Annotated in this window: 11 protein-coding genes and 1 tRNA gene; all 12 read left to right on the top strand. The window is 60.5% G+C overall.

Going from position 1 to position 12,408, the window contains the following annotated elements:
- Positions 1-177 precede the first annotated feature (177 nt).
- Positions 178-699 carry a hypothetical protein gene (locus EIH26_RS02210; RefSeq protein ID WP_124060566.1) on the top strand — a complete coding sequence of 174 codons (522 nt, stop codon included), beginning with the start codon at positions 178-180 and terminating at the stop codon, positions 697-699.
- A 358-nt stretch (positions 700-1,057) separates the two neighbouring features.
- On the top strand, positions 1,058-1,351 hold the full coding sequence (rpsF, locus tag EIH26_RS02205) for a 30S ribosomal protein S6 (protein WP_124060565.1): 294 nt from the start codon (positions 1,058-1,060) through the stop codon (positions 1,349-1,351).
- Between the two features lie 45 nt (positions 1,352-1,396).
- The gene (locus EIH26_RS02200; protein ID WP_124060564.1) at positions 1,397-1,840 is read left to right on the top strand and encodes a single-stranded DNA-binding protein; all 444 of its coding nucleotides are present in this window, start codon (positions 1,397-1,399) and stop codon (positions 1,838-1,840) included.
- 25 nt (positions 1,841-1,865) lie between these two features.
- Positions 1,866-2,126 (top strand): 30S ribosomal protein S18, encoded by a 261-nt coding sequence (gene rpsR / locus EIH26_RS02195; RefSeq protein WP_039687838.1) that lies wholly within the window; start codon positions 1,866-1,868, stop codon positions 2,124-2,126.
- Between the two features lie 14 nt (positions 2,127-2,140).
- Positions 2,141-2,689, top strand: a complete 549-nt coding sequence (gene rplI, locus EIH26_RS02190; protein ID WP_124060563.1) for a 50S ribosomal protein L9 — start codon at positions 2,141-2,143, stop codon at positions 2,687-2,689.
- A gap of 237 nt (positions 2,690-2,926) precedes the next feature.
- Positions 2,927-4,339, top strand: a complete 1,413-nt coding sequence (dnaB, locus tag EIH26_RS02185) for a replicative DNA helicase (protein WP_124060562.1) — start codon at positions 2,927-2,929, stop codon at positions 4,337-4,339.
- Positions 4,340-4,348: 9 nt separating this feature from the next.
- Positions 4,349-5,644: a DNA repair exonuclease gene (locus EIH26_RS02180; RefSeq protein WP_124060561.1), complete on the top strand. Its 1,296-nt coding sequence runs from the start codon at positions 4,349-4,351 to the stop codon at positions 5,642-5,644.
- Positions 5,641-7,863 carry an ATP-binding protein gene (locus EIH26_RS02175; protein WP_124060560.1) on the top strand — a complete coding sequence of 741 codons (2,223 nt, stop codon included), beginning with the start codon at positions 5,641-5,643 and terminating at the stop codon, positions 7,861-7,863. Before EIH26_RS02180 ends, EIH26_RS02175 begins: the two co-directional genes overlap by 4 nt.
- 163 nt (positions 7,864-8,026) lie before the next feature.
- Positions 8,027-9,352, top strand: coding sequence for an adenylosuccinate synthase (locus EIH26_RS02170; RefSeq protein ID WP_124060559.1), 1,326 nt, complete (start codon positions 8,027-8,029; stop codon positions 9,350-9,352).
- 42 nt (positions 9,353-9,394) lie between these two features.
- Positions 9,395-10,687, top strand: a complete 1,293-nt coding sequence (gene purD, locus EIH26_RS02165; RefSeq protein WP_124060558.1) for a phosphoribosylamine--glycine ligase — start codon at positions 9,395-9,397, stop codon at positions 10,685-10,687.
- Positions 10,687-12,030 carry a coproporphyrinogen III oxidase family protein gene (locus tag EIH26_RS02160; protein WP_124060557.1) on the top strand — a complete coding sequence of 448 codons (1,344 nt, stop codon included), beginning with the start codon at positions 10,687-10,689 and terminating at the stop codon, positions 12,028-12,030. Before purD ends, EIH26_RS02160 begins: the two co-directional genes overlap by 1 nt.
- Positions 12,031-12,134: 104 nt before the next feature.
- Positions 12,135-12,210, top strand: a tRNA-Phe gene (locus EIH26_RS02155).
- Positions 12,211-12,408 lie beyond the last annotated feature (198 nt).

Genomic DNA, 12,408 nt, shown 5'->3' with positions numbered 1-12,408 from the left:
GTCGCCTTTCAGCGCAAAAGAAACGAGTATTGTGCCGGCGCGATATCGTGCCGACCGTAAGGATACCGCCAGAACGCCGATAAGGACACTTTTTGGACTTTCCCATTCAAGTTGTTATCGTGCTGTCCGATCGGTCAGACTGAAGCGACAGACGAGACACGCATGAGGAGAGCAGCCATGGCAGACCGCACGGTTGAAAGCTATACGAAAGAAACCCCCGATATTCCCGAACAGCTCGAACGCGTGTTGGTGTACATCTTGAACGAAGCGCGCGACAAGGTTGCAGCCGGCGAGGAGCTTGCCCCGTTTACCGCGCTTGCCATTAAAGACAAGCTGTTCATTGAGTCGCATCCTGTCGATGACATCGAGAGGTGCTTTGCGGCGGCCGAGCGCACGGTTCATTTGGCGCACGGTGCCGATGCGTACGGCTTCTGCTATGACGGATACGTTGAAGTTGACGACCGAACCCTGGACGCGGTTATTGCGGAAGGGGGAGTGCCGGGCGGCGGATCGGGCCACGCAATTGGTTATGTGTACGAGATCGACGATTCGGGTGTCGCTACGTTCGAGGCGGAACCAACCTATATCGGGACGGCTCCGAACTTCATGATTCACGCAAGCGCCCACGCCTGGCCCGTCGAGGATGCCGAGGGTTCGGATGGAGACGGTGGTGGACCCGACGGCGCATCGCAGCAATAGACTGCATAAGGGACGAGTGCGAGAAAAGCCGTTGGTTTCCAGCGGCTTTTCTCGTGCAGTTCGTTGTAAAAAATCGCAGGGTTTTTAGAAGGCTGCTGCATTTCCGGCGAACCTTCGGTGGCGTTTGGGTGGGTTGCCGATGGATTCGCAGCTCACAATGGGGCTGGGGATCGAGGGAGGCCGTTGGTTTTCTCTGTGCCCGCGCTCTTGGTTCGTGGTGATACCGTGTGCTCGTTGGAGCCGTTCAGCGCCCGCATCGCCGCCTTGGTTCTAGTTTGCTAGAATGAGCAGGTATTTTTTCCTGCCCCGGCGTCGCCTTCACCAGCCCGGGGCCGTACAGTCCAAAGGAGGTGAGCTGATGAAGGCTTATGAACTGCTGTTTTTCGTTGCGCCGACCATCGATGACGAGCATCGCGCCGGCGTCATGAAGCGCATCGAAACCACCATCACCGAGGGTAACGGAACTCTCGACAACGTTGATGAGTGGGGCAAACGCAAACTCGCTTATGAGATCAACGGTTTGACCGAGGGTGATTACACCCTCATCGATTTCCATGTCGATCCCCAGTGCATCGCCGAGCTCGATCGTGTTCTTCGCATCAACGACTCTGTCGTGCGTCACATGATCGTCGCCCGCACTGACCGCGACTAGAAATCGAAACGGCGCCCTGGCGCCGCATCGTAGAAGAGGTGGAAGATGAGCATCAACCGAGTAGTCATCAGCGGAAACCTGACCCGCGATCCCGACCTGCGCTCGACCGCGACCGGTATGCCGGTCCTCGGCTTCGGCGTGGCGGTCAACGACCGCCGCAAGAACGCGCAGACCGGCGAGTGGGAGGACTACCCCAACTTCATCGACTGCACCATGTTCGGAAGCCGCGCCCAAAGCCTCTCGAACTACCTGAGCAAAGGCACGAAGGTCGCCATCGAGGGTAAGCTTCGCTGGAGCCAGTGGGAGCGCGACGGGCAGAAGCGCAGCAAGATCGAGGTTATCGTGGACGATCTCGAGTTCATGTCGTCGCGCGGCAGCGCCCCCATGGACGCCGCCCCTTCGGCGCCCGCCTCGGCCGGCTATGCGCCCGTCCCGGCACCTGCGCCGATGACGCCCGCTTCTCCCTACGATGAGGACATTCCGTTTTAAGCGAATTTGAAAAGAGGTACTACACATGGCTGAATATTCGAAGCAGCCTCGTCGTAAGTACTGCCAGTTCTGCAAGGACAAGGCAGAGTACGTCGACTACAAAGACACGCAGCTTCTGCGTAAGTTCGTTACCGATCGCGGTAAAATCAAGCCGCGCCGCGTGACCGGCGCCTGCACCCAGCACCAGCGCGATATCGCCAATGCTGTGAAGCGTGCACGCGAAATGGCTCTGATGCCTTACGCAGTCCCGGCCGTTAGCGGTCGCGGCGATCGTCGCAACCGCTAGTCGAAGGAGGACTCATGAAGGTTATCCTGCTCAAAGAGCTTCCTGGCAAGGGCGGCGAGGGTGACGTCATCGACGTTGCGCGCGGCTATGCCAACAACTTCCTGCTCACGCAGGGCTATGCGGTTCTCGCTACCAAGGGCAACCTGAAGCAGCTGGAGGATCGCCGCAACAACATCGCCAAGCGCGAAGCGGTTCGCATCTCCACCGCCGAGGAAACCAAGGCGGTCCTTGAGAGCGGCTCGATCGTGGTCGAGGCCAAGGTGGGTGACGAGGGCCAGCTGTTCGGCTCCATCACTTCCCAGATGATCGCCGATGCGATTAAAGCTGCGAAGGATCTTGAGATCGACCGCCGTCGCATCGAGATCGGCAAGGCCATCAAGATGGTCGGCGCCCACGAGATCAGCGTGTCGCTGTATCGCGAGATCCGCGCCACCGTGGTTGTGAACGTCGTCGATGCCGAAGCGCCCGAGGCTCCCGCCGAAGAGCCCGCCGCCGACGAGGCAGCCGAGGCTCCCGTCGAGGTTCCGGCTGAAGAGGCCGCTGCCGATACGGCCGCTGAATAAGCGCTGTGCCCCGCCTTTGCGCGGGATCGGGCGGCGGATGTGCGCTGCACCACCGAAGCTTTCAACGGCAAAAGTTGTTGAAAGCGTTGAAAACCCCTCTTTGCCCATGTGCGGGCGGAGGGGTTTTCCCTTTTCTCCGTTGAAACCCCCGTCAAGGTCGTGTTGGTTGCACAAGGCGTTTCATCTGGGACGACGAATGGTTTAGTATGGTCTCTCACCGACGGTAAGGATATATGCATGGCAGGTTTCAATCCCCGACAGAACCCCGGATCGTCCGAGCAATTCAACGATCCGCAAACCACGAAGCTGGTTCCCCGCAACGACGATGCGGAGAAGTCGGTTTTGGCGGCCTGCATGTTGGATGCGGACGCGCTTGAGGAAATCCTGCTCAAGCTTACCCCCGAGAACTTCTACCGTCCGGCGCATCGCATCATCTATCAGGCGGTATGCGATTTGAACGCCCGCCGCATCCCCATCGACCAAATATCTTTGGCCGACAACCTGAAAGCCGGCAATCAGCTGGATGCCATCGGTGGGTGCACCTACCTGCTGGATCTCGCCGAGAATACGTTTGCGCTTACCAACTGGCAAAACCATGCCGACATTGTGAAGCGCACGTCTATCCTGCGCGATCTGATATACGCGTCCGCCTCGATTACTGCGTTGGCGTACAACGCCCCCGACAATTTGGACGAAGTGGTTGAGGAAGCCGAGAAGACCCTGTTCAAAGTTACCGAGCAGCGCGTGTCCTCGACGTTTAAGAAGATGGACGTGCTTCTGACCGAGGCGTTTGAAGAGATCGCCGCCCTGGCCGAGCAGGGATCCCATATGGCCGGCGTTCCGACGGGTTTCACCGATGCGGACAAGCTGTTCCACGGCCTGCGGGGAGGAGATCTCATCATTCTTGCCGCGCGCCCCGGTGTCGGCAAGACCTCGTTCGCGCTCAATCTGGCGGTGAACGCCTCGTTGGCGGGCACTGCGGTGGCCTTTTTCTCCCTCGAAATGAGCGCGTCCCAGCTGGTGCAGCGCATTCTGTGCTCGGAGGCGCGCGTGAGCCTGTCCAAGCTGCGCGGCGGATACGTGACCGAAGCCGATTGGAGCGCTATCGCCGATGCGTCCAACCGCCTGTCCAATATCGAGCTCTACATCGACGATACGCCGGGGCTTTCCATCCTCGAAGCGCGGGCGAAGGCCCGCCGGGAGCTGCGCGCGGCAGCGGGGCGCGGGCTTATCATCGTCGATTACCTGCAGCTTATGCAGCCTCCCCAAACTCGTCGCGATGGGAACCGCGCGGTCGAGGTTGCCGAGATCTCGCGCGGGCTGAAGATCTTGGCGAAAGAGATGGACATGCCGGTTATCGCGCTGTCCCAGCTTTCCCGTGCGGTCGAGATGCGCGCTCAGAAGCGTCCGATGCTGTCCGACCTGCGAGAATCGGGTTCTATCGAGCAGGACGCCGACATCGTCATGTTCATCGACCGAAGTACGAACGAGCTGGAGGCCGAGCAGGATGGCCGTCCCGACATGGGCATGGCCGAGCTGATCGTGGCGAAGCACCGCAATGGCGCCCAGGCCGACATCAAACTTGCGTTCAATGCGGAGTACACCAAGTTCATGAACTACATCGACGATTCCGCGATCGCCGGGTACTAGGCAGTGGTCATGGCGCGCTCGATTACGTTTCTGCATACAGCCGACCTTCATTTCGGCGCTCCGTTCCGGGGGATCAGGAACCTGTCGGAGACGTGGTCGGATCGGCTGCTGGAAGCTATCGGGGCCGCATACGACACCGTCATCGAAACGGCTATCAAGCGCGAGGTCGACTTCGTGGTTATTGCCGGCGACGTGTTCGACACCGCTCGTGCATCGTATCGGGATTACCGTCGTTTCTTTGACGGTCTGCATCGCCTGGACCGCGCGGGCGTTCCCGCCTACCTCTGCACGGGAAACCACGATCCGTACACCTCGTGGCAGATCGATTTCGAGCGCCTTCCCCCAAGCGCGGTGATGTTCGATGCGGCGCGCCCCAGCTTCGCGCTGTACGAGCGCGACGGCGAAGCGCTGTGCCTTTTGGGAGGGCGCAGCTATTTCAATCAAACGTGGCCGCGCGATCAGCGAATTTCAGAGGGCATCGACCGGGCGAGTCTCGAGCGGAATCTGGAGCGGCAAACGGGCCGCGATAACCTGTCCCGTCAGCAGGCACCGTTTTCGGTGGGGGTCATCCATACCGGGTTGACGCTCGACCCGCTGAAGGCGCCGGAAAACCCGCTGGATCTTATGGCTACCGGTATCGACTACTGGGCCTGCGGTCACATTCACAGTCGGTACGCCTATCCGTCGTGGGACGATCCGTCCATCGTCTTTCCCGGATGCATCCAGGGCCGCGATGCGAACGAGACGGGTAGTCGCGGGTGCGTGCTGGTCACGCTTACCGAAGGTGCGGGCAACCGCGTCGAGTTCGTGCCGACCGCTTCCATCGACTGGGAGCGCCTAAGCGTCGACGTTTCCGACGCCTCTACCGTTTCCGACGTCGAGCGCTCTATTGTCGAGGCTTTGTTCCGTGCGAACGGCCGTGCGCAGTGCGCGCGGATGATCGCGCGCGTCAAGCTGGTGGGAAGCACCGACCTGCATGATGTGCTGTGCCGCAACGACGTTCTCGAGGATCTGAGAACGCGGCTTTCGAGCGCTTACGACGAATTCTTCGTTGATGAGCTGTCCAACCGCACGAAAAAACCTCGCGATCTGGAACGAATGGGGGACGAAGCTCTGTTTGCCGCCGCGTTCGTCCGCGCTGCCGAGCGTCGCGGAAAAGATATTTCGGCCTTGCGCGCCGAAGTTGAAGAGCAGTTAGTCGAATGGCGTCTCGATCCGTCTGCAGCAAACGCGCTTACCGATGATTTGTGCGACCAATCCATGGGACTCGTTCTCGATCTGCTCGATGGAGGGCTGCAGCGATGAGGCGCTTCCTTAAAGTTGCGCGCATCGGTGCGTTCGGCGGGATGTACGGAAAGACCCTCGGTCCGTTCGGCCCGGGGCTTAATGTAGTGTACGGGCGCAACGAAGCGGGCAAGACCACCGCCGCGTCCTTCGTCAAAGGCGTGCTGTTCGGATGGGACTCAGAAACGAAGACACGTAACGGCTACAAGCCCGAACAGGGGAATCGGTCGGGCAGGCTGCTGTTCTCTTCGCGCAGCCACGCCTGGGAAGGCTCGCCCGACCCTGAAAGCCCGGGGGCGGCCGCCGGGGTTCGACGGGTTTCCGAAATATCCGATGAACGCTTGAATGTCGAGTTTGACGTGGAGATTCTACGCGTCAAGGGATCGGGAGATCCCGAGTCGTCATCGAGCGGCGGCGTTTCCGAGGTGCTGGGCGATATCGATCGCGATACCTACGAAGCCGTGTTCGCGCTCAGCGCGGACTCGCTTCATTCCCTTGCGAACGTCGATAACGTCACTGCGCGGTTTCTCACGGCTGGCTCGGGAACCCAGACAAGCCCTGCCGAGGCGCTTGCGTGGGTAAACGACCGTATCGAGTCGTTTTTCTCCACGGCGGCAAAAAACGATCATTCGCTTGCGTTACTGGCGAGGGAGGAGAAGGCGGCGCGTGCCGAGGTGGCCGAGGCGGCTCGGCGCGCCGATGATGCCCGGGCCTTGGCGCGGAGGCTGGAAGAGCTGGATGCGGAGTGCGCCCATCTGGCCGCGCGCGTCGATTCGGAATCCGACCGCCTTGAGCGCATCAGCTCTCTGAAGTCGTCGGTGGAGTCGTTCGATCGGCAGATCGACCAGGCCAGAGATTCCGTATCCATCGCACAGGCTCGCGTCGATTCTCTGGAACGCGCGCTTTCGGCTCACCGGGGAAAAAAGCGCCCCTTCTCGTTCGAGGGCGATGTGCGCATCATTCTTGACGAGCTGGACGGCGCCGAAGCCGATCTGGCCCGATCGGCCGACCGCGCCGATGTTGCCCGGCAGGCTTTTGCGGAAACGGCCGCCCGCGTTCGATACGGTTCGGCGGGGCCGTCGGGGGGCGCGCTCATCAATCCGCTGGAGGCGCTGTGCGCTCTTGCGGCAGCTGCGGTTGTCGCCTTGCTGGGAATCGGGTCGGGGCTTCTTTGCGAACCTGCTCCCGCCGCTTGCGCGGCCGCCGCGGTATTCGGGGCGGTGCTTGCGGCGCTGGCTGTTCCCCGTGTCCTTTCCGGGGGCGCCTCGCTTGCAAGCCGACCGGGGGCTGCCCAGCTCGACATCGCTCGTGCGAGGCTTGAGGCGGCTGAAAGCGAGCACGAACGCTGTATCCAGAATGTGAGGAAGCGCCTTGACGATCGGGGGCTTGCGTGTGCTCAAGGGTCGCTTTCCTATGCGCGCGAGCTGGTTTCGGAAGCGATGCGCTGCGAAGGGGATCTGATGCGTGCCCGGGATGCCTACGATGAGGCGCTTCAGGCGCTTGCGTCCGATCGGACGGTTCTCGATTCGCTGGTTTCCCGTCGGGCAGGGTTTTTGACGGATAACGGATTCGATGCATCTTGGTGTGTTGTCGATCTTGACGAGGAGCTGCGCGCCTGCCGCGTTTCTCACGACGAAGCGGCCGATCGGCTGGCAAGCGCCTCGCAGGAACGCGGATCTTCTGAACGCGAGGTCGCCTCGGCGCTGTCCGATACGGCGGCCGATCGAGCAAAGGTGCGACATCAGCAGATCCGCACGCGCCGCGCTGAATCCGAAACTCAGCTGGTCAAGCTGCTTGTGGCCAGGAAGATGCTGGAAGACGCGCTAAGAGCATGGGGAATCTCGAGTGAGCCTCGCCTGTATCGGGAGGCTTCGCGGTTGATGTCGCTGATGACGTCGGGCGCATGGTGCACGGTTCGGCCCACCGACGAGGGCGACATCGCGGTATGTGATGCGTACGGTATCGAGAGACCCGCCCGCAAGCTGTCTTTGGGAACGCGCCAGCAGATGTACCTGGCGTTTCGCATCGCGTTGCTTATCTGCGCCGACGATGTGGGGCGCTCACTTCCCGTTCTGGCCGACGACATCCTCGTAAACTTCGACGACGAGCGCCGAGAGGGTGCGGCCCGTGCCTTGGCCGAGTTGGCGCGTACTCGACAGGTTATTGTATTCACCTGCCACAAAGAAGTGGTGGACTCTCTGATGAGTGCCGATTCGTCTGCGATACGCGTGGGGCTCTAATATAGAATGATCCCTGTGAGAAGCGCGCCTGTTTCGCCTGCGCGGTGCGGACGGGGCGCGTATTCGTTTGGTTGGCCGGCGGCTTTTACGCAGCTGCCCGACAGCGCTTTTCCGGCGCTTCGAAACGCCCGCGTCCATGCGGGCCTGAAAGGATGCGAGACCCATGACCAATACCGTTCTCGTCGGAGCCCAGTGGGGCGACGAGGGTAAGGGCAAGATCACCGACCTCATTGCGGCTGACTACGATTACGTTGTGCGCTATCAGGGCGGCAACAACGCCGGTCACACCGTCATCCACGGCGACACGAAGCTGGCTTTGCACCTCATGCCCTCGGGCGTTATGTACGAGGACTCGGTTCCGGTTATCGGCAACGGCGTCGTGGTCGATCCGGGTGTTCTCATCAAGGAGATGGCCATGCTCGAAACCGAGGGCATCTCCTGCAAGAACCTCAAGATTTCCTGCGATGCGCACGTCATCATGCCGTATCACAAAGATTTGGACGGCGCGGACGAGAAGCGTTTGGGTCAGAACAAGATCGGCACCACCAAGCGCGGCATCGGGCCCTGCTACCAGGATAAGGCCGCTCGTCGCGGCATCCGCTTCCAGGACCTGCTTGACGAGAAGATCTTCCGTCTGAAGATCGAAACGGTGCTTTCGCAGGTCAACCCCATTCTCAAAAAGATCTACGGCCTGCATACCTACACGGTCGAGGAGATCTGCGAGGAATACCTTCCCTATGCGCGCATTTTGGGCCAGTACGTTACCGAGACGGCCCAGTTGCTCAACGACGCGTATCGGGCCGGCAAATCGATTCTGTTCGAGGGCGCTCAGGGAACGCTTCTGGACATCGATCATGGAACGTATCCCTATGTGACTTCGTCTTCCTGCTGCGCCGGCGGTGCGGCCACCGGCAGCGGGGTGGGGCCGAAGGTGATCGATCGCATCCTGGGAATCCAGAAAGCCTACGTTACGCGCGTGGGCAGCGGCCCGTTCCCCACCGAGCAGCGCTTCCCCGAGGACGGTGGTACGGGCGTGGAGGCCCAGACCGGCGAACTTCTGTGCACAGCCGGTCACGAATTCGGCGTGACTACCGGGCGCAAGCGTCGCTGCGGCTGGTTCGATGCGGTGATCGGCCGCTATGCCGTCGAGGTGAACAGCCTGACCGATATCGCGCTCACTAAACTGGACGTTCTGTCGGAGTTCGACACCATCAAGGTGTGCGTTGCATACGAGTGCAACGGTAAGCGCTACGACTACTTTCCCATGCAGCAAAGCGTTCTGTTCCACGCGAAGCCCATCTACGAAGAGCTTCCGGGGTGGAAGGGCACCGATATCACTATGTGCCGCACATTCGAGGAGCTTCCCGCGACGGCCCAGGCCTATGTGAAGCATCTTGAAGAGCTGGTGGGTGCCCGTATTAGCATCGTGGCCGTCGGCCCCGATCGCGATCAGACCATCATGCGCGGTTGGTATCGGGACGAAGATTAGGAATTCGAGCCGGGAGTTCCTGGCGGGTGCGAAAGGGAGATCATGAACATCTTGGTGCTGGGTAGCGGCGGGCGCGAGCATGCGCTTGCGTGGGCGATCGCGCAGTCTTCTTCGGCAGACGAGCTGTTCGTCGCTCCGGGAAACGGTGGAACCGCTCAGATCGCGCATAACGTTTCCGATCTGGATGCCGAATCGGGCGACGCGGTGGTCGCCTTCGTTCGTCAGCATGCGATCGATCTGGTGGTGATCGGCCCCGAAGCTCCGTTGGTGGCCGGTGTGGCCGACGCGGTCCGCGCGGCGGGCGTTGCGGTATTCGGCCCCGATGCTGAAGGGGCTCGGCTGGAAGGATCGAAGACCTTCAGCAAAGAGTTCATGGTGAGAAACGGCATTCCCACGGCTGGCTACGGCAGCTTCGACAATGCCGAGGATGCGCTGGCCTACGCCTGCGAGGTGGGTGCTCCGCTGGTGGTGAAGGCCGATGGTTTGGCGGCTGGCAAGGGTGTGATCGTGGCCGATTCCCTGGAGGTGGCCGAAGAGGCCATCCGCGATTGTTTCGCCGGCGTGTTCGGCACCGCCGGATCGCGCGTGGTGGTGGAGGAATGCCTGACCGGGCCCGAGTGCTCGCTGCTGGCGTTCGTGTCGGCGGGCGAGGCGCTGTGCATGTCCACCGCGCAGGATCACAAGCGCGCCTTCGACGGCGATACGGGCCCCAACACCGGTGGTATGGGGTGCTATTCGCCCGTGCCTATTGTTACGGACGACGAGCTGGCCGAGATGCAGCGCATTATGCAGCTGGCTGCGGCCGCTACCGCGCGCGAGTTTTCGAACGATTATCGCGGCGTGCTGTACGGTGGCTTCATGCTGACGCCCGAAGGTCCGAAGGTGCTGGAGTTCAACGCGCGTTTCGGCGATCCGGAAACTCAGGTGGTTCTTCCGCGCCTTGAAAACGATCTGGTGGAGGTCATGTTGGCGGTTGCCGAGGGCCGACCGGGCGATATCGGTCTTTCGTGGTCTGATTCCTGGGCGTGCGGCGTGGTGCTGGCAAGCGCGGGGTATCCGGGTTCCTATCAGAAGGGCAAGGCGGTTTCCGGCATCGGCCATGCCGAAGCGCTTGAAGGGGTTACGGTGTTCCACGCGGGCACGACGATGAATCCCGATGGCGGTTTGGTAACGTCGGGCGGACGCGTCCTGTGCGTAACGGCGCTGGGCGATACATTTGAGAGCGCACGTGCCCAAGCCTACCGGGCTTGCGGCTTGATCGATTTTGAAGGAAAGCAGTTTCGCACCGATATTGGCTACCGAGCTTCTATCGGGCGATCCGCCTGGGGTAATTAATGCTATCTGAGCGACTTTTGAGCAAGGCCGTCCGCGAGGCGTCTAAGAACTACCTGAAACTGTACCGTACTACCGACACGGTGGTGCCTGGGCCCGACCCGAACAAGAAGTACATGCTGTACATGCACGTTCCCTTCTGCGAACGCTTGTGCCCCTACTGCTCGTTCAACAGGTTTCCGTATCGCCAAGATCGTGCGCGCGAGTATTTCGCCAGCTTGCGCAAGGAAATGATGATGGTGAAAGAGCTGGGTTACGATTTTTCCAGCCTGTATGTGGGCGGCGGCACGCCCACTATCCTCATCGACGAGCTGTGCGAAACCATCGATCTGGCGCGCGAGACGTTCTCGATTGCCGAGGTTTCGTCCGAGACGAATCCGAACCATTTGATTCCCCGCTATTTGGAGAAGCTACAGGGCCGTGTCCAGCGCCTTTCGGTGGGGGTGCAGAGTTTCGATAACGGCTTGCTGAGGCAGATGGACCGTTACGAGAAGTACGGTTCGGCCGAGGTCGTTCTCGAGCGCGTTGGCGAAGCGGTGCCCTATTTCGCGTCGATGAACGTGGATATGATCTTCAATTTCCCCGCTCAGACCGAGGATATGCTGATCAACGATGTTGAGAGCGTGATGAAGTCGGGAGCGACCCAGACGACGTTCTATCCGCTGATGGCTTCTCCCGCTGTCGAGCGTTCGCTGGCTCGCACGGTGGGCAAGGTCGATTACGATCGCGAGCGAAAGTTCTACGAGATTTTGGACTATATGCTGACGGGCGGCAAGGATCCGCAGTTCACGCACAGCAGCGCATGGACCTACAACCGCCACGACTACCTCGAAGTGCTGCCCGGCCAAGAGAAGCGTGCGGGTGCCGATATGATCGACGAATACGTCGTGCAGTTCGAAGAGTACCCCGCCATCGGTTCAGGCGGTATCACGTATCTGGGCGAGAGCCTGTATGTGAACACGTTTTCGGTGAAGGAGTACAACGAGGCCATCGGCCAGGGTCGTATGTCCCTTATGGGCAAGACCGTGTTCAACAGGCATGACCGTATGCGCTATCGCTTCCTCATGCAGCTGTTCGGGCTTCGACTTGATAAGCGCCAGTGGGAGCGCGATTTCGGCTGCACGGTGGAAAACGGCCTGCCGTTGGAGATGGCGTACATGAGCGCCGCAGGCGCGTTCGACCGCAACAATGCCGATGAGATCACGCTGACATCGAAGGGTCGCTACCTGGTGGTGGTCATGATGCGCCAGTTCTTCATCGGCGTGAACAACCTGCGCGATCAGGCGCGCGCAGCGCTTCCGGGCGAGGAGCGCGAACTGCTGTTCGGCTCGGGATGCGCGAAGTAAGGCTTCCTTTGAGCGGGTGAGTTCTGCGAATAGAGGAAATTGGTCATTGACGGCGCAATTCAACATCGGTAGAATAACTATCCGCGTTGAAAAACGTTTTGCCTGGTCGGGTAGCTCAGTTGGTAGAGCAGCGGACTGAAAATCCGCGTGCCGAGGGTTCAAGTCCCCCTCCGACCACCATGATCTGAACAGGGAGTTTCATCTTTCACCAGATGAAACTCCCTTTTTTCTTTCCTCTGACTTCCTGTAACCTACGGTATCTTCTGCAAATTTTTTATCGATGGGGTTTGCCGGGAATCCAAGCTAGCGAAGAAGGATCCCATTCCAAGCCTTTCGAGAGGTCCGCAATTGCGGGGTCTACGCATCCCTTGACGACAG

The sequence above is a fragment of the Gordonibacter sp. Marseille-P4307 genome (assembly GCF_900604965.1).
GTDB lineage: Bacteria > Actinomycetota > Coriobacteriia > Coriobacteriales > Eggerthellaceae > Berryella.
This window is presented reverse-complemented; position numbering and strand designations above follow the sequence as displayed.